This is a genomic window from Phytomonospora endophytica, from assembly GCF_014202425.1.
GTDB classification, from domain to species: domain Bacteria; phylum Actinomycetota; class Actinomycetes; order Mycobacteriales; family Micromonosporaceae; genus Phytomonospora; species Phytomonospora endophytica.
The window spans coordinates 71,130-87,945 of the sequence record NZ_JACHGT010000027.1; the positions used below are offsets into that span (position 1 = coordinate 71,130).

At 71.1% G+C, this 16,816-nt stretch carries 15 protein-coding genes; 7 read left to right on the forward strand and 8 right to left on the reverse strand.

Annotated features, from left to right (window positions below; genetic code table 11):
- The first annotated feature begins 111 nt into the window (after positions 1-111).
- Genes HNR73_RS38445 through HNR73_RS38455 form a run of 3 tightly spaced genes read left to right on the forward strand, consistent with a single transcriptional unit; the run spans position 112 to position 3,463 of the window.
- Positions 112-2,547 carry an FtsK/SpoIIIE domain-containing protein gene (locus HNR73_RS38445; protein ID WP_184793016.1) on the forward strand — a complete coding sequence of 812 codons (2,436 nt, stop codon included), beginning with the start codon at positions 112-114 and terminating at the stop codon, positions 2,545-2,547.
- Positions 2,544-3,185: a hypothetical protein gene (locus HNR73_RS38450; RefSeq protein WP_184793017.1), complete on the forward strand. Its 642-nt coding sequence runs from the start codon at positions 2,544-2,546 to the stop codon at positions 3,183-3,185. The genes HNR73_RS38445 and HNR73_RS38450 overlap by 4 nt, the downstream gene beginning before the upstream one ends.
- Positions 3,186-3,202: 17 nt before the next feature.
- On the forward strand, positions 3,203-3,463 hold the full coding sequence (locus tag HNR73_RS38455) for a hypothetical protein (RefSeq protein ID WP_184793018.1): 261 nt from the start codon (positions 3,203-3,205) through the stop codon (positions 3,461-3,463).
- On the opposite strand, the gene HNR73_RS38460 is transcribed toward HNR73_RS38455, so the two are convergent.
- The 5 genes from HNR73_RS38460 to HNR73_RS38480 form a co-directional block, all read right to left on the reverse strand.
- The gene (locus HNR73_RS38460) at positions 3,464-4,378 is read right to left on the reverse strand and encodes an SDR family oxidoreductase (RefSeq protein WP_184793019.1); all 915 of its coding nucleotides are present in this window, start codon (positions 4,376-4,378) and stop codon (positions 3,464-3,466) included. It lies immediately after the preceding gene.
- Between the two features lie 113 nt (positions 4,379-4,491).
- The gene (locus tag HNR73_RS38465; protein WP_203686952.1) at positions 4,492-8,184 is read right to left on the reverse strand and encodes a tetratricopeptide repeat protein; all 3,693 of its coding nucleotides are present in this window, start codon (positions 8,182-8,184) and stop codon (positions 4,492-4,494) included.
- Between the two features lie 151 nt (positions 8,185-8,335).
- A complete protein-coding gene (locus HNR73_RS38470) occupies positions 8,336-8,929 on the reverse strand; it encodes a hypothetical protein (protein WP_184793021.1) in 594 nt (197 codons plus the stop codon).
- Positions 8,926-9,471 (reverse strand): hypothetical protein, encoded by a 546-nt coding sequence (locus tag HNR73_RS38475; protein WP_184793022.1) that lies wholly within the window; start codon positions 9,469-9,471, stop codon positions 8,926-8,928. Before HNR73_RS38475 ends, HNR73_RS38470 begins: the two co-directional genes overlap by 4 nt.
- A gap of 2 nt (positions 9,472-9,473) precedes the next feature.
- A complete protein-coding gene (locus tag HNR73_RS38480) occupies positions 9,474-10,727 on the reverse strand; it encodes an MFS transporter (protein ID WP_184793023.1) in 1,254 nt (417 codons plus the stop codon).
- A 130-nt stretch (positions 10,728-10,857) separates the two neighbouring features.
- On the opposite strand from HNR73_RS38480, the gene moaC reads away from it, so the two are divergent.
- Genes moaC through HNR73_RS38500 form a run of 4 tightly spaced genes read left to right on the forward strand, consistent with a single transcriptional unit; the run spans position 10,858 to position 13,401 of the window.
- Entirely contained in the window at positions 10,858-11,289 is a 432-nt protein-coding gene (moaC, locus tag HNR73_RS38485) for a cyclic pyranopterin monophosphate synthase MoaC (protein ID WP_239122387.1), read from the forward strand.
- Positions 11,286-11,783 carry a MogA/MoaB family molybdenum cofactor biosynthesis protein gene (locus HNR73_RS38490; protein ID WP_184793025.1) on the forward strand — a complete coding sequence of 166 codons (498 nt, stop codon included), beginning with the start codon at positions 11,286-11,288 and terminating at the stop codon, positions 11,781-11,783. The genes moaC and HNR73_RS38490 overlap by 4 nt, the downstream gene beginning before the upstream one ends.
- Positions 11,780-12,991: a molybdopterin molybdotransferase MoeA gene (locus HNR73_RS38495; protein WP_184793026.1), complete on the forward strand. Its 1,212-nt coding sequence runs from the start codon at positions 11,780-11,782 to the stop codon at positions 12,989-12,991. The genes HNR73_RS38490 and HNR73_RS38495 overlap by 4 nt, the downstream gene beginning before the upstream one ends.
- Positions 12,988-13,401 carry a molybdenum cofactor biosynthesis protein MoaE gene (locus HNR73_RS38500; protein ID WP_184793027.1) on the forward strand — a complete coding sequence of 138 codons (414 nt, stop codon included), beginning with the start codon at positions 12,988-12,990 and terminating at the stop codon, positions 13,399-13,401. The genes HNR73_RS38495 and HNR73_RS38500 overlap by 4 nt, the downstream gene beginning before the upstream one ends.
- 192 nt (positions 13,402-13,593) lie before the next feature.
- Here the strand turns inward: HNR73_RS38500 and HNR73_RS38505 are convergent, their stop codons facing one another.
- The 3 genes from HNR73_RS38505 to HNR73_RS38515 form a co-directional block, all read right to left on the reverse strand.
- Positions 13,594-14,007 (reverse strand): hypothetical protein, encoded by a 414-nt coding sequence (locus HNR73_RS38505; protein ID WP_184793028.1) that lies wholly within the window; start codon positions 14,005-14,007, stop codon positions 13,594-13,596.
- 413 nt (positions 14,008-14,420) lie between these two features.
- Complete coding sequence (locus HNR73_RS38510) at positions 14,421-15,167, reverse strand: GNAT family N-acetyltransferase (protein WP_184793029.1); 747 nt, start codon at positions 15,165-15,167, stop codon at positions 14,421-14,423.
- Between the two features lie 39 nt (positions 15,168-15,206).
- Positions 15,207-16,547 (reverse strand): outer membrane protein assembly factor BamB family protein, encoded by a 1,341-nt coding sequence (locus HNR73_RS38515; RefSeq protein ID WP_184793030.1) that lies wholly within the window; start codon positions 16,545-16,547, stop codon positions 15,207-15,209.
- Positions 16,548-16,816: the final 269 nt, after the last annotated feature.

Sequence of the window (16,816 nt, forward strand, 5' to 3'; positions counted from 1 at the left end):
GCCCCGACGGTAGCTCTCTCCTGTGACAGGTCCCAGCGTGTGCGGTCTTCTCCGCGCGCCCCGCGCGCCATAGGCTAAGGCGACACGCCGAGACGACAGTGGGGACGCGACGTGGTGACCGGGCGCCTGCGAAAGGTTCTGGACGAGGCCGGTGCGCGCCATCAGCGCGCCGTCGGCCGGGTGCAGGCGGCCTCGGCCGCCCTCGACCAGGTCGCGGGGGGCGCGGTGATCGCCGACCCCGCCGCCTACGAGGCCGCCGCGGGCCGCATGGCCGCCGCCGCGACCCGCATCCCCGCCGACGCGCGCTACCTGCGCATCGGTGAGTTCGCCTACGGCTCGCGACGGACCCCGGTGGTCGTCCCCTTCCTCGGCTCGGCGCACCTGGTGACCGATGTGGACACGCGCGACCCGCGGGTCGCCGACCTCCTCAAAGGCGTCATCCCGCAGCTGTTCACGGGTGCCGACCCGGGTTCGCTGCGGGTGAGGTGCGTCGACGCGGCCGGGCTCGGCGCGGCTTTCGCGCCGTTCCGGCCCCTCGTCGACGCGGGCGTCCTGAGCGCCCCGATCACCGACCAGAACGGCTTTCGCGCGCTACTGGACACCGCCGAGGCGCACGTCCGTTCGCGTCTCCAGGACGGCGCCGAGGGCCCAACGCTGGTCCTCGTGATCGCCTCGGCGCCCCCGCACAGCAAGGCCGACGCCGAACGTCTCGACGCGCTGGCCCGCAGCGGCGTGGCCGCCGGGGTGCAGCTCATCGCCTGCGGTTTCAGCGGTCTGGCCGGTGCGGTGCAGGTGTCCATAAGGGAGGGTTACGCCGAGGTCGGCGACGGTCCCGGCGCCGCCTACAGCGCCGACGGCTCCGGCCTCGCCGCCCGCGTCACGCTCGACCCGGCGCCCGACATCGACGACCTGATCGCCCTCGCGTCGCAGCTGGCCGCGCGCGAGCGCGACGCCCTGCGCATCGGCTTCGCCGATCTCGTCCCGGCCGAGTTGTGGACCGAACGCGCCGACGAGGGCCTGCGCGCGATCGTCGGCCGTGGCGAGAACGGCCCGGCGGTGCTGTCCTTCGACGACGCGACACCGCACTGGCTCGTCGGCGGCCGTACCGGTGGCGGTAAGACGGTCTTCCTGCTCGACGTCCTTTATGGACTGGCCGCGCGCTACTCCCCCGAGGAGCTCGCGCTGTACCTCCTCGACTTCAAGGAGGGCGTGTCCTTCACCGAGTTCACGCCCAGTGAGCTGGATCCGACGTGGATCCCGCACGCCCGGGCCGTCGGCGTGGAGTCCGACCGCGAGTACGGTGTCGCCGTCCTGCGCGAGCTGGCCGGGGAGATGACCCGCCGCTCGGTGGCGATGAAGCGCGCCGGTGTGACCCGCTACGCCCAGCTGCGCAGGCTGAAGCAGGTACCGCGGGTCGTGCTCGTCGTCGACGAGTTCCACGTCCTGTTCCAGGGCAACGACAAGGTCGCGCGCGAGGCCGTCGCGCTCCTGGAGGATCTGGCCCGCAAGGGCCGCTCCTACGGCATCCACATGGTCCTGGCCAGCCAGACCGTGTCGGGCATCGAGGCGCTGTACACCAAGAAGGACTCCATCTTCGGGCAGTTCCCGATGCGGGTCGCCCTGCCGGGAGCCAACTCCGTCCTCGACGTGCTCAACACCGCCGCGGCCGGGCTGCGCGTCGGTGAGGCGATCGTGAACACCGCCGGCGGCATCCGTGACCACAATGGACTGATCCGCTTCCCCAACGCCCACGACGGATCCGGCACCCTCGACGAGCTGCGCCACCGCATGTGGGAGCGCCGGGCGCAGGGTTCGCCCCCGCCGCCGGTCTTCGCCGGATACGCCGAACAGCGCCTCGCCGACGACCCGACCTTCGCGTCGCTGACCGAGACGACCGTGCCGCGCGCGCTGGTCGGCCGGACCGTCGACCTGACCTCCAGCACGGCGGCGGTCTCCCTCGACTCCGGCCCCGGCCGCCACCTGGCGATCCTGGGCGCCGACCCGCGCGGCGCCGACATTCTCGCCGCCGCCGCCCAGTCCCTGGCGCGCCAGTCGCCCCGGGCGCGTTTCCTGTTCGCGGCGGCGACCTCGCCCGAACTTGTCGAGGAGACGATCCTCGACATCGCCGGTCGCGGCGTGACCGTCGCCCGGCACCGGATCGGCGACCTCCCGGCCCTGCTCGACGAACTGTCCGATGAGGACGTCACCGACACCTATCTCATCGGGTTCGGTCTCGACGCGGCCACGCTCGACCGGGCCCAGACCCAGAAACTGTCGGCGATCCTGCGCCGGGGACCGGCCCGTCGCGTGCACGTCCTGGGCTGGTGGCGGACCCTGCGGCGCTTCGCCGACGACATCGGCGGCTCCAGCGGCCGCGAGGACGTCGCCTGCGCGGTTGTCCTCAACATCCCCGGCAACGAGTTGACGAGCCACTTCGGACAGTCGGTCGCCGACTGGCAGCCGCGCCCCAACCGCGCGTTGCTCATCGACCGGCACGCCGACACCCGGACGTTGATCCTGCCCTACAGCGGAGAAGATGACCTATGAGCGCCTGGGACGACTACCTCGCCGCCGCAAGGGATCTGGCCCGCCTGAGGTCCGAGGACACCACGCGCGGCAGTCAGCGGGAGACCTGGGTCGGGGCGCGGCGCGCCGAACTGGCCGAGATCGGCACGAACCTGACCCGCCAGCGCACCTCGCTGGAGAACGTCGCGACGGTCGCGCGGATGCCGCTGAAGTTCGAGCCGCAGCCCGCACCGCACCTCGCGGGCGCCGACGTCGCCGAGGTCCTGCGCGGTGCCCGCGAGGACGCCGCCGCCGCCGACGCCCTCGTCACCGAGACCGACTACCTCGCGCATCGCCCGCCGCTGTTCCCACGCTGGCGCGTCGACGAGCGCAACGCCGTCATCTACGGCGTCTACGCCCTGTTCGGCCTGCTCGTGCAGGTCGGGATCATCGTGGGCGCCTCGGCCGCGGAGGACACCCTCTCCGGGCGCGGGTGGGTCGCGTTCTGGTGCTTCCTGATCCCGCTGGTCGCCTTCGGTCTGGGGTGGCTGACGATCGGCGTCGCCGGACGTCCCCGGCTCGGTGACGGCAAACCGGTACGTAACCCCCGGCTCGGCTTGATCGTTTGTCTGAGTACATGGCTGATCGTCTGCCTCATCGGCGGGCAGGTCGTGTTCTAGCCGAGGGGGAACCGTCCATGGTGGACATCGAGAGCGTCAAGGCCCGGCTGCTGGAGTCGGTGCGGCTCATGGAGGGCGCGATCGACCACAGCACGCCCGTCATCGACAAGCTCGACGAGGCGGGCGGGCAGCTCGCCGGCGTGACCAAGGGCAGCGGCCACGATCAGGCCGGCGAGGCCCTGACCATGCTCAACGGCGCCAAGGACCGCGTCGAGGAAGCGGTGAACCTGGCCCGCGGGGCCATCGACGAGGCCAACGCCTACGCCGAGGCCCTGTAGCTAGCGGTATCCCGTGGTGTCGGCGGGTTTCCCGGCGTCCTGGACCTCGACGATGTAGCGCCAGGCGTCGGGACGGCTGCCGTCGAGGTCGGTGAAGCCGTAGACCCCGGCCAGTTCACCGCTCGACGTCGACTTCCCGTTCCAGCGCGCGACGTCCGGGTCGGCGGCCAGCGCGGCCGCGGCCCGGCCGACGAAGCGGGGGGTCTCCGAGATCGCGAAGTGCGGGACCTGGTCGAGGGCGTCGCGCCAGGTCTCCTCGGTGACGCCGAAGTTGTCGAGCATCATCTCCGAACGCATCCAGCCCGGCGTGAGCGACAGCGCGGTCGCCCCCAGCGGGCCGATCTCGTGCGCCGTCGCCCAGCCCATCCGGCCGACGGCGCTCTTGGCGATGTCGAAGAAGAAGGAGTTGCGGAAGTTCGCCCGGTTGTACTCCTCGGTCCCGTCGTTCATCTCGATGACGAGACCGCCGGGACGCTTGAGCAGCAGGGGAAGCAGGAAGTGGCTGGTGATGAGGTGCGTCTCGATGCCGAGCCGGACGACGCGCAGCCCCTTGTCGAGGTCGTGCTCCCAGAGCCTGTCGGTGAAGCTCCACTTCCCCTCGCCGCCCCAGATGTTGTTGACGAGGACGTCGAGGTGGCCCTGCTCGGCCTCGACGCGTTCGGCGAGGGCCTTGACCCGCGCCGGTTCCAGATGGTCGACCTGGACGGCGATGCCCGTGCCGCCCGCCTCGGTGACGGCCTCGGCGGCCTGCTCGATGGTCTCGTCGCGGTCGTACTCGCTGCGCTGATCGCGCGTGCTGCGACCGGTGACGTAGACCGTCGCTCCCGCCGCGCCCATCTCGGTCGCGATGCCCTTGCCCGCCCCACGCGTCGCCCCGGCGACCAGGACGACCTTCCCGCTCAATGGCTTGTCCATGGGTCGACACTGTCATGAGATCTTGACAGTTCCGGTCAGGAATTCGCCGACGGGCCACCTGGATTCGGCTGTTGGCCCGATCACGTCCCGACAGCGGCGACCGGGAGGCGTTCTCACGCGGCGTCGGCACGGCCGTCGAGTTCGGTGCGCAGCGCGACGGTCTCTCGATGATTCGCGCCCTGGACACGGACGCGGTCGGCGAGGACGCCTTCGAGCAGGGCGCGGGCACTCTCCGGCTCACTCGCGGCGAGGAGGTGGGCCAGGGCGGTGCGGGTGCCGAAAGCGTGCGGGTTGTCGGCTCCGAAAAGCCGGAGCTGGTCGCGGAGTAGCGCTCGAAGCATCGGGGCGGCCAGGCCGACCTCGCCTCGCTCGGCGAGCCAGCGCGCGCATGCCGTTCGCACGGCCAGCGTCCGGACGTGATCGGCCCCGAAAACGCGCACGTGATCGTCCAGTGTGATCTCGTAGGCGTCGAGGACCCCGGCGAGCTCGCCGAGCACGAAACTCCAGCGCAGCACGCCCATGCTGGACTTGGGCAGGGCCTGCGCGGATGGCCCGAGGACGCGCAGCTGGTCGTCTCGAACGCGACGGAACAGATCTCGTGCCTTGCGGGGTTGACCGACGAGTCCCCACCTCTTGGCGACGCCGCGACGGGCCACGAGCGTGTGCGGATGGTCCGCCCCGAAGTGCCGTTCCCGGTCCTGGACGATCGCCAGATACAGGTCGAGAGACCGTTGGGGGTCGTTGTTCACCTCGCACAACCGGGACAGTCGCGCGCCGGTCTGGATGACCCTCTCGTCCTCGGGGCCGAGAATCCGGGCCTGCCCGATCAGGAGATGCCGGTACGGTTCCAGCGCGTCTCCGGCGTTCTCGATGCTCCTGCACCACCCCGCGAGGCGGGTGGAGGTTCGGCGGGGATCGTCGTGTTCGGCGCCGAAGGCGTCCAGTTGGTACGTGAGGAGCTCGGCCAGCGTCATGGCGGCCTTCGCGGTGTCACCGCCCCGACGCTGCCAGTAGGCGAGCTTGATCCTGGTGCCCAGAGTTCGCGGGTCCGTCGGGCCCGACATGCGGCTCCGTTCGGCGAGAAGGGCCTCGAAAGCCGCGATGGCCTCCTTCGGTTCACCCTTCTGTTCGGCGAAGTGGGCGATGCTCGCGCTCGTCTGGATGTTGACGAGCTGATCGGGCCCATGGAGTCTGGTCTGCGCGGCGTGGAGTTCCCGCAGCATCTTCAGGGCACGGTCGACCTCGCCGTTGCCGCCGTAGAACGAGGCCAGGTCGGCGCGCGTCTTGAAGGTTCGCGGGTGATCGTCGCCGTCGATGCGGATCTGGTCGGCGAGCAGCAGTTCGAGTTCGGCTATCGCGATCTCGGGGGATCCGCTCGCCTTCCGCCATTTCGCCAGGCTCGCCCTCGTCGCGCGGGTCGACGGGTGATCGGGGCCGAGTACCCGCCGCTGGTCGTCGAGGACCTCCTCGTACTCCCGGACCGCGGCGACGGGATCCCCGGCCTTGCCGCGCCATCCCGCCAGACTGGCGCGGTTGATGAGCGTGTAGTACTGGTCGGTGCCGTGGAGCCGGGTCTGGTCGGCGACCAGGGCCTCATAGGCGGAAACGGCCCCCTTGATGTCCCCTGACCTGCCGAGCCACAGGGCGACGTTGTCTCGGGTGGCCATCGTGTACCGATAGTCGGGCCCGTAGACCTTGATCTGGTCGGCGAGGATTCCGGTGAACGCGGCCAGCGCGGCCTCGGTCCTCCCGGTTCTGCCCAGCCAGTCGGCCAGATGCGAGCGGCATGCCAGGGTGTGCCGGCTTTCGGGACCGAGCACCCTGCGCATGTCGTCGAGTACGAGTTCCAGGGCGGTGACGGCTCCGCTCGCGTCGCCGTTCACGCCTCGCCAGTGAGCGAGAGCGACACGGCTGAGGAGCGTGTTCTGATGGTCGGCGCCGAGGAGGGCGGTCTGGTCGCCGGCGATGAGCGCCAGTTCTTTGACGGCCGCCGCCACGTCGCCCGATCGCCCACGCCAGAGGGCCAGGTTGGCTCGGGTGGTGAGGCTCTGGACGTGGTGGGGGCCCAGCACGTTGCGGACATGGGTGTCGAGGACCTTGTAGTAGTGGATCACCGCGTCGTACTGCCCGGCCTCGCCGAAGCTGCGGCCGGCCCGGAACAGCACGCCGTGCGCGCGTGGTGAGAGCAGCGCGTCGCCGGTGTGGTGGTGGAGGGCGACGGTGTTGATCCGCAGCGACTGCGTCTCCTCGGGACGTGTCTCGTCGTCCGGCCAGAGCGCCGTGAGCGCGTCGGCCGCCGTCAAGGCGAGACGATCGACGTCGGCGGTGGTGAGTTGTTCGCGGACGACGCGTTGCACCAGGGAGTGCACGCGGACCGAGCCGTTCCCCACGTCGGCGAGGTGCAGCCGGTGGAGGTTTCGCAGGGCATCGCCGATGTCCTCGGCGTCGAAGGGATTCTGTCCTTCCCGGTCCCCGGCCGCCGCGCGGTTGATCGCCAAGCCGGTGAAGAGTTCGATCGGCGCGCCGTGCGAGTCGAGCAGAGAGGCCAGCTCCAGCAGTGGCCGGGCCACTCCTGTCGGCCGCAGCCTGTCGGCGAGCTCGATGGACAGTGACCAGGTCGTGGCGATGGACGCGATGTGCTCGTCGGGCAGTGCGTCGTGTTCAGGGACGAGTTCGGCGAGCCGTTTGTGGCGGTTGGCGAAGCGTTTGCGGTAGCGGGCGCAGGTGAGGTCGAGATCTTCGATGTACGCGACGGCCTGGGCGAGCGCGAGCGGCAGGTGTCCCAGGTCGGTGGCCATTTCGGCGGCCGCGGCGAGTCTGCGCGCGGTGACGAGTTTGCCCTTGAGATAGGCCGAGGCTTCCGCGGGAGTGAACACGACCACGTCGAGGAGGTCGCGGCCGGGCCCTTCCCAGGCCGACTCTCGACGGCGGGTGGTGACGAGGACGCGGCCTTGAGGGCTGTCGGGCGGCCACAGTCCGGTGAGGTCACCGGGTGTCGAGACGTCGTCGAAGACGATGAGCCAGCGTCTGCCGTGGGGTTTCGCGAGCCAGCCGAGGAGGCGTTCGGCGGCGGCTCCGGAGTCGATGTCCTCGACTCCGGTGATGTCGGCGGCGGCGCGGGTGTAGGCCGCGAGGATGTCGTTTCGGGTCGAGGCGGGAATCCAGATGAGCAGGTCGAGGGTGTGGTCCGTCCACTTTCGGCGCGCGTAGGTGGCGGCGATCTGGGATTTGCCGACCCCCGCCATGCCGACGAGGACGGTGGTGCCGTTCGACGGCCCGGTGCTGAGCGAGGTGTCGGTGGGGCGTTGGAGCAGGGAGCCCGCCGACTGTGGGAGTCGTCCTTGCAGGTGGGGCCAGGTGACCCGGGAGGCGTGGACCGGCGGGTGCGTGTGCAGACCGACCGCGGCAATCCCGATGACGGCTTCGGCGTCGCTTTCGAGTGGGGCCGGCGAGGGGTTGGTGACGGCCTCGACGGTGGTCGGTGGGGCATGGCGGAGGTGCCGGTACCTGACGAAGGTGAGGGAGCCGAGGAGGAGCAGGGCTGTCAGGGCCGCCCAGGACATGGTCGTGCTTCGTAGCCAGGGGACACGTGCGGATCCGAAGAACGCCAGCACACCCCAGCCGCCGAGAAGGAGAACGGCCACGATCGAGGCCCATATCCACAGTCGCCGCAACCTCGCGATACGCCCGAGTGGGCCGCGTTGCAGCGCGTACTGCATCCAGGCGATGCGGGTGCCGAGTAGTGAGACCGCGAGCGCGACGAGGGCGACCGTCAGGTTCAAGGCGTCGAAACGATCCGGGTCCATGGGCGCCCTCGGCATCCGCGGTCGGGAGACCGTGCCGCGACCGACGGCCGGTCACCATCCACTGTAGGCAGCCGACGTAGTCGCCCCCAACGACGAACGGGCACGAAGCCGTGCCTGGAAGCGCAGCCGGAGCGGCCCCTGACGGTTCCGGTCAGGAGTTCCTTGGCGTCCTGAACGCCATCGCGACGTGGAAGGTCCCCGCGAGGGTCGACACCGCGAAGGCGGCCGTCCCGTAGATCGCCATCGGCTCGCCCGCACCGATCGCCATGACGCCGAAGCCGACGAGGAAGCCGTAGAGCACTCCCCACAGCGCGGTCCACCAGGAGCCGGTCTTCGCGCCCCGGTAGGCGAACATGAACGGGGTCGCGATGCCGCAGGTGAACAGCGGGAACACCCACATGCCGTGGTCGAAGGCGGGGCCGTGGCCGCGGTGTTCGCGCGGTCCGGTCCAGTGCCGGGAGCGGGCGACGGGTTCGGCTTCCGGCGGCCCGGTCTTGATCTCGCCGAGGGGGCGGGTTTCGCCGGCGTCGCCGGTGACCAGGGCCCGGAACTCGTCGGGGCTGAGCAGCGGGACGCCGCTCGACACCGAGAACTCGTGGTGCGCGGCCTTCATGCGCACGCCGTACCCGACGACCATGTGCGTGATGTCGCCGTCCATGCGGGCGGCCAGTTCGATGCCCGCCGACTTCGCCAGCCGCCGGGCCTCGTTCGCCGACGTGTCCCAGCCCTCGACGTAGACCCTCACGCCTCGGCCGTTCGGCGCGCCCGGGCCTCGGCGAGCGCGAAGTGCACGCCCCCGGCGAACGCCGACAGCACGACCGCCGCGACGCCGGGCGCGGTCATGTCGCCGCCTTCGACGACGGCGTAGAACCCGAAGCCGGTGGCGAACCCGTAGAGCACGCCCCACACGGCGTGAAGCCACGTGCCCTTCTTCGTCGCCAGGTGCGCGAAGGAGAACGGCGTGGCCACACCGGCGGTGACCATCGGCAGCAGCCACAGGCCTTTCCCGAACGCGGAGTTCGGTGGACCGGGCGCCTCGGCCGGCCCGGGCGAGGGCCGCGCGGCCTCGATCGCGTCGAGTTTCTCCAGGAACTCCGCGGGCGTGATCATCGGGACGTCGTTGTTCTCGCTGTACTCGACGTAGGCGCGCTTGCGGTCGTTCTCACCGACCACGAGGTGGCTGATCCGGCCGTCCATCCACTCGGCGACGCCGACCTCGATGGACCGCATCGCCCGCTCACGGGCCCCGCCGAGGACGGCCTCCCGGCCGCCGAAGTACACCCACATCCCTACTCCACCGCCAACTCCTCGGGACGCCGCATGTGCCGGACGTCGCGGTCGAGGGTAAACAGTCCCGCCAACAGCGTGACCGCCGCGGCGGCGGCGAAGGCCCAGCCGGTGCCGAAATGGTCGAAGACGATGCCGAAGGCGATCGGTCCCAGGGGTTTCAGGCCCATCGCGGCTATGCTCATCGCGGCGTTGACCCGGCCCTGGAGATGGTCGGGGACGATGGCGCCCATGTATCCGCCGAGCAGCGCGTTCCCCGGCGGGATCATGAACACGACAACGCCGAACACGATGCCCTGCACGATCGGCGACGGGATGAAGATCGCCGCGGTCAGCCCGATCGGCAGGGCCGCGGCGCTCAGGTGCACCACCTGGCTCGGCCGCAGAACCTTGACCAGCCATGTCGCGGCGAAGGATCCGAGCAGGACGCCCGCGCCGAGCAGGGTGATCATCAGGCCGGTCAGCGCGGAGTTCGCACCGGTCTTGGCCGCGTGCGCGATCAGCACCAACGGCACCCCGGCGAAGGCCATGTTCATCAGCACCGCCCAGCCCATCAGGGCGCGCAGTACGGGCTCGCCGTAGATGAAGACGAAACCGGCCGTGGCGCCCTTCCACATCGGTTCGGCGTGCTCGGTGCCCCGCTCGCGCTGGAACGGGCGGCGGATGAACAGCAGCGCGATCGCCCCGGCGAGGTAGGACACCGCGTCGAACAGGAACGGGATCGCCCGCCCGACGGTGAACAGCACGCCCGCCAGCGGCGGGCCGACCATCGCCGCGGCGGCGTTGCGGCCTTCCCTGGCGGCAGCGGCGGCGGCGAGTTGGGAGGCCGGGACGAGCTGTTTCAGGGCACCGCCCGCCGCCGGGCTGAACAGGCCGTCGCCGATCGAGGTCAGCGAGCCGGCGACGAGGATCATCCAGATCGAGGCACGGTCGGTCATGACGAGTACGACCATCCCGCCGAGGACCACCGCGCGGACGAGGTCGCAGCCGATCATGATCCTGCGGCGGTCGAAGCGGTCGGCGAACACACCCGCCGGAAGCGTCGCCAGCAGCAGGAACACCATTTCGAGGGTGCCCATGAGACCGGCGTAGGTGGCGCTGCCGGTGAGGGCGAGGATCAGCAGCGGGTACGCGATGCCCGAGACCGTGCTGCCCAGGCCCGACATCGCCTGCGCCGACCAGAGGATCTGGAAGTCGCGGTTCTTGCGTAACGGAACGATCGAGTCTTCTTTTGGACGTGCTTCCCCCGTTGTCATGACTTCAGATGATGAGCCGACGGGGCCCCTCACGCAACCCCGTCCGGCCCCGAAGGTCACCCCCGGCGACTACCCTCGCAGGGTGACCACGGACAGGCTGACCCACGTCGACGACACCGGCGCGGCGCGCATGGTGGACGTCTCCGGCAAGGAGCCGGGCGCCCGCACCGCGCGTGCGGCAGGGGTCGTGCGCACCACGCGGCAGGTCGTCGACCTGCTGCGCGACGGCGCGCTCCCCAAAGGCGACGCGCTCGCCGTCGCCCGGATCGCCGGGATCATGGGCGCCAAACGCACCCCGGACCTGATCCCGCTGTGCCACCCGATCGCGCTGCACGGCGTGACCGTGGAACTGACCTGCGAGGGCGACCGCATCGAGATCCTGTGCACCGCCCGCACGGCCGACCGCACGGGTGTCGAGATGGAGGCGCTCACCTCGGTGGCGACCGCCGGGCTCACCCTCATCGACATGATCAAGGCCGTCGACCCGGCCGCGTCCCTCGACGAGGTGCGCGTGCTGTCGAAGGAAGGCGGCAAGACCGGCCACTGGGAGCGCGACCGGTGACCCGCACCGCCCGCGTGATAGTCGCGTCGAACCGGGCCGCGGCCGGCGTGTACACCGACACCTCCGGCCCGCTGCTCGTCGAAGGCCTGCGGGAGCTGGGTTTCACTGTCGAAGAACCGCTCGTGGTGCCCGACGGGGAACCCGTGCACGACGCCCTCCAGGCGGCTGTACGCTCCACAGTGGACGTGGTGCTCACCTCAGGCGGCACCGGTCTGACGCCCACCGACCGCACCCCCGAGATGACCCGGCGGGTGCTCGACCGCGAGGTGCCCGGGATCGCCGAAGCGTTGCGCGCGTACGGATACGCCAGGATCCCCGCCGCCGCTCTCTCCCGTGGGCTCGCCGGTGTCGCCGGGCGCACCCTCATCGTCAATCTGCCCGGTTCGCGCGGCGGCGCCAAGGACGGCCTCGCCGTCCTCGGGCCACTGCTCGGACACGCGGTCGACCAGATCGGCGGCGGCGACCACGCCCCGCGAGACAAGGAATCCTCATGAGGCAGCAGCAACGCTCCCAACCGGGCAGTGCCCCGCTCGACTGGGCCGCCGCCCGGCGCACGACCTACGAGGCCGGACTCCTCGCGAAGCTCCTGCCCGTGCGCTACCCGATCGGCCAGGCCGACGGCGCCACCCTCGCCGAGGCCCTGCGCACCCTCACCCCGCTGCCCGCCTTCCCGACGTCCAGTGTGGACGGTTACGCCGTCCGCGGCGAAGGGCCCTGGCGACTGTCCGGGCGCGTCCTCGCCGGCGGCGAACCGGGCGAACTGCGCGACGGCACCGCCGTCGAGATCGCCACGGGCGCCATGGTTCCCGAGCGCACCGAACGGCTCATCCGCGTCGAGAACGCCACCGTCGCCGACGGGCACGTCTCGGTCGAGAACATCCCCGGACCACGCGTCGACGTCCGCGAGATCGGCGAAGAGGCCGGATCCGGAGAGGAACTGCTGCCCGAAGGGCACCCCGTCACACCCGGCGTCATCGGGCTCGCCGCCTCCTGCGGCCACGACCTGATCTCCGTGCGGCCCAAACCCCGTGCCGCGCTGCTCATCTTCGGCGACGAACTCGCCGTCACCGGACCGCCCGGACACGGCCGCGTCCGCGACGCCCTCGGGCCGTCCCTGCCCTCGATGCTCGCGCACGCCGGCGCCGAGCCCGTGCCCGGATTCCGGCCCCGGGGACCGATCGACGACACCCTCGAAGCCCACGTCTCCGCCCTGCGCGCCGCCCTCGACGACGCCGACGTCGTCTGCACCACCGGCGGCACCATGCACGGGCCCGTCGACCATCTGCATCCCGCGCTCGCCGAGCTGGGGGCCTCCTACGTGGTGAACACCGTGGCGGTGCGGCCCGGGTTCCCGATGCTGGTGGCGGCCCTGCCCGGCGACAGGTTCGTCGTGGGGCTGCCCGGCAATCCGCAGTCGGCCATCGTCGCGGTGGTCTCGCTCGTACTGCCGCTGCTGGCGGGCTTGTCCGGTCGCGACTTCCCGGCGACGTCCACCGTGGAGCTCGGAGCCGACATCGCCGGACGCGGCGACTACACGCACCTGTCGCTGGTGAAGATCAACGGGCGCAAGGCCTACCCGCTGCCGCACGCCGGGTCGGCGATGCTGCGAGGGCTGGCCGCCGCCGACGGCTTCGCCATCATTCCGCCCGGTGAGCACGGATCGGCGGGGCAGCAGGTCGGATTCGTGCGGATCCCGTCATGATCCACGCCGCCGTGACGAGCGAGCCGATCGACGTGGCCACGCACGAGGAGATGGTCGCCGACGCGACCGCCGGTGCCGTGGTGTCCTTCGCCGGTGTCGTGCGGGATCACGACGGCGGCAAGTCCGTGGCCGCCCTGGTCTACGAGGCCCACCCCAGTGCCGCGAAGGTGGTGGAGGAGGTCGCCGCCGATATCGCCGCCCGGCCCGGGATCACGCACGTGGCGGTGACGCATCGCGTGGGGGCGCTGGCGATCGGGGACGCCGCGTTGGTCGCGGCGGTGTCGGGCCCGCACCGGGCCGAGGTCTTCGCGGCCTGTGCCGCGCTGGTGGACGAGGTCAAGGCGAGGCTGCCGGTGTGGAAGCACCAGCACTTCGCCGACGGAAGCGATGAGTGGGTGAACTCGGCCTGAGCCTTGGGCGCGTTCGAGGAGTCCAAGACCGGGGACGCGACGTCCGGTTCGGCGGGACACGACGACCCGATCGCGTGCTCCCGCTCCTCCGCGAGAACCTGGAGATCACGCCGACCGCGAGGGACCCCGGACCAAGAGTTCGAGGCCCCCGCGTCGCGGGGGCCTCGGTCGGGGGCGGAGCTTCAGTCCGGGTCAGGCGGCGTCGAGCGCCCCTTCGATCTTGCGGAGCATCTCGGCGACGGGCGGGCTGACCTCGCCGCGACCGGCCTGGGCGGCGGCCTGGACGGCGACGTTGATGGTGCTGCGGAAGTTGTCGACCTCGTCCGGCGCCTGCTCCCGCAGGATCCGCACCGAGTCGGCCAGCGCCGGCAGTGTCTGGTCGGCGAGCGCGGCGGCGGAGGAGTAGTCGAGCTTGACATCGTTCTTCTTCGGCGCGAGGACGTGGCCGACGAGTCCGGTCGCGGACCCGTAGGCGAGGCTGCCGTGCGTCGCGATCTTGTGCGGCGAACCGGCGACGCCCGCGTAGGCGATCAGCGCGACGGCCCCCTGGGCGGCGGTGCGGATGGTGGTCTTGGACTGGGCGGAGAGCGTGTCGTTGTTCGTCATGTCCGCAACTATCGGCGGCCCGCCTGTCACGGTCCCGCCATCGTTCTGACACCGCTCCTGACACGGTGACCGACGCCGTCACCCACACCGAGAACGCCCGCCCGGGCGAGCCGGACGGGCGTCTTCACCTCAATGGAGAGGCGTCTTCACTCAGCAGAAGCAGTTGTTGTTGCACGGATGCGGACAGCACGTCTGGTAGCAGCCGGGCCTCCCGGGACACTGCCGCGTCGTGCATCCTCCGGCGTCCGCCTTCGCTTTGCGGACGAGTTTGTCGATGACCCGGTCGGTCAGCTTGGCGATCACGCTCATGCCGACCCCCTCTCGGAGTTCGAACCGTGTGCCCCGTGCACGCGGTCGTCCCAGAGTCTCGAAGTCCGTGACGACCCGCTGTCCTCAGTAGACATTCCGGGCGCTCAGAGCGCGTGCCGCACCCACACGTTCGGTTCCACGTACACCGCGCACGCCTGCGTCGTGTCGCAATGAACCGGCGACAACGCGAACGGCAGCTCGACGGGCCCGTCGGCGTCGAAGGCCAGACCGGTCCACTCGCGCCATTGCGCCAGCGACCCGGGAATCACCATCGACGCGGGCGCGACCTTGTCGATCTTCCCGCCCGCGCGTACATGCACGCGCAGCCACGGGTCGGCGGGCAGGCCGTCGTCGCGGGTGCGGAAGGCGTACTCGGCCATGGGCGTGTGCGGTTCGAGATGCTTCGCGCTCGGGCGTACGGGGGCCAGCATCTCGCTGAATCCCTTCGCGCGGGCGTTGTCGCGCAAGGCCTTCACCAGCAGCCCCGACAAGCCCTTGCCCTGGTGCTCGGGGTGCACGCTGATCTCGACGGCGCTGACCGTGTCGGGCTCGACGCCCTTGCGCAGGTCGGAGTTCGCCCACATCAGCACCTGGTCCCACCCGGTGTCGGGCAGCTCCCCGCCGCGACCGCCGACGGCCCGCGAGAAGGGCACGCTGTGGCCGTGCCCGACGACGGCACCACCCTCGTCGGTCGCGACGACCGCGAACTCCCGGTGGGCCGCGGTGACCGGCCCGAACAGCGACCAGGCGACCGGGTCGTGGTCCATGAACTCCGGCCACGAGTCCGGCATGTTCCAGACCGTGTCGGCGAGTTCGGGTCGTTCGGCGAGGGTGGTGATGTGCGTGTTCACTTCGGCAGGCTAACCAGTGTTGATCATGATCGCGAGCGGTTAACGCAAGCCCAGTTCGCGCAGCTCCACGCGGTGACGCGTGCTGTCGGCGGAGATCAGGGCACCGTCGTCGAGGCCGATGACCTCGCCGCCCGGGGTGTTCCCGACCGCGCCGGTGGCGAGTTCGATGTACCAGAGGCCGCCGCGGACGTCGCCGACGGCGAGCCAGCCGTCGCCGGTGAGGAAGCCGGTCGTGACGAACCCGAAGGTCTCGGGTCCTTCGGTTCTCAGCGTCGCGCGCCAGTAGACGGAGTCGCGGGGACGGACGGCGGTCAACTCGGCGGTGACCGGGTCGAGTCCGACGGCGAGTCCGGTGTGAACGGCGAGGATGCGGCGGCCGGCGGCCGTGGGCGTCGAGGGGATGTCGCCGGTCGCGGGATCGATGAGCTGGTAGTAGCCGGGGGAGTCGTGGTTGGCGGAATCGGCGCTGTCGAGGAAGTGGCCGTCGACGAGGGTGACGGGCCCCGACTCGCCCGGCTCGGAGAGGGTCGCGCGCGTCCACAAGGTCTCGCCGGTGGCCGGGTTCAGGCAGCGGAGGGTGTGGCTGAGGCCGACGTCGACGACGTGCCCGCCGTAGACGCGCAGGTCGGCGCCCTCGGAGGCGGCCCAGGTGCCGAGTTCGGTACCGGTCGCGAGGTCGACGGCGGTGCGCTCGCCGCCGTCGCGCCACAGGAAGAGGCCGCCGCCGGGCTCGGGCACGATCGGCGCCGGGTTGGCCACCGCGACGGTCTGATGCCGCGAGGAGACGGGCTCGGGGAGAAGTGGTGTGGCGTCGCGTTCGGCACGCCACAGCGCGGTGCCGTCGAGGCCGGTCGCGGTGGCCGTGCAGTCGCCCCCGTCGCAGCCGAAGACGACGACGCGGTCGGGCAGGACGACGGCCCCGGCCGCCTCGCCATCGGGCCGGATCGTGAAGCGCACGGAGCCCGTCGCGACGTCCACGACCACGTAACCCGCCGGGTCGTCGACGACCACCACGCCATCGGCGACACGCACGTGCTGCCAGGCCGACGCCGACGTCACGTCACCGGACAGACTCCGGCGCCAGACCTCGCCGCCGCCCTTCCTGCCGTAGGCGACCACGCCGTGCTCGCCGACGACGAGGACCGACTCGCCGACGACGCGGGCGGCCAGCGCCCGCCCCGACCCGTCGGGCACCGTCGCCGCCCACAACGCCGGGACGTCGAGGGGGCCGGGCGGCTCGACCGGTTCCTCCGCCGGTCGCGTGAGGAACACGGCCCCCACCGCCAGGAGACCGGCGACTAAGAACAGCGCGACCGGCCAGCGGCGCGGTGGTGGGGGTGGGGGGTCTTCGTGGTCGAGGTCGATGGTCACTCGCGTCATAGGACAGTTCATACACCCGGGGTGGGGGTGGCTCGGGATCATCGTGCTCGCGCTGGTCGTGTGTCCTGTCGGCCGGTGGGGACCGCACCCGCGCTCGCGCTGACCTTGGGCAGCCTACTTTTCGCCATCCGGGGGGTGGGGACGATGACCGTGACTCTGGGGGTGGGTCTTGGCTCTGTCGCGCGTAGCGCGACTGGTCCCCTCGATCCACTTGCGTGTGTCTCCGTCGCTTCGGCCAGGGATTGGTGCAACACGAAGGTTCTGGGGCT

Excerpts from the sequence above, each read along its gene's own strand:
- HNR73_RS38450 (WP_184793017.1), top strand. The coding sequence starts at position 2,544 with ATGAGCGCCTGGGACGACTACCTCGCCGCCGCAAGGGATCTGGCCCGC.
- HNR73_RS38465 (WP_203686952.1), bottom strand. The coding sequence starts at position 8,184 with ATGGACCCGGATCGTTTCGACGCCTTGAACCTGACGGTCGCCCTCGTC.
- HNR73_RS38455 (WP_184793018.1), top strand. The coding sequence starts at position 3,203 with ATGGTGGACATCGAGAGCGTCAAGGCCCGGCTGCTGGAGTCGGTGCGG.
- HNR73_RS38505 (WP_184793028.1), bottom strand. The coding sequence starts at position 14,007 with ATGACGAACAACGACACGCTCTCCGCCCAGTCCAAGACCACCATCCGC.
- HNR73_RS38480 (WP_184793023.1), bottom strand. The coding sequence starts at position 10,727 with ATGACAACGGGGGAAGCACGTCCAAAAGAAGACTCGATCGTTCCGTTA.
- HNR73_RS38495 (WP_184793026.1), top strand. The coding sequence starts at position 11,780 with ATGAGGCAGCAGCAACGCTCCCAACCGGGCAGTGCCCCGCTCGACTGG.
- HNR73_RS38500 (WP_184793027.1), top strand. The coding sequence starts at position 12,988 with ATGATCCACGCCGCCGTGACGAGCGAGCCGATCGACGTGGCCACGCAC.
- HNR73_RS38515 (WP_184793030.1), bottom strand. The coding sequence starts at position 16,547 with ATGACGCGAGTGACCATCGACCTCGACCACGAAGACCCCCCACCCCCA.
- moaC (WP_239122387.1), top strand. The coding sequence starts at position 10,858 with ATGGTGGACGTCTCCGGCAAGGAGCCGGGCGCCCGCACCGCGCGTGCG.
- HNR73_RS38475 (WP_184793022.1), bottom strand. The coding sequence starts at position 9,471 with ATGTGGGTGTACTTCGGCGGCCGGGAGGCCGTCCTCGGCGGGGCCCGT.
- HNR73_RS38460 (WP_184793019.1), bottom strand. The coding sequence starts at position 4,378 with ATGGACAAGCCATTGAGCGGGAAGGTCGTCCTGGTCGCCGGGGCGACG.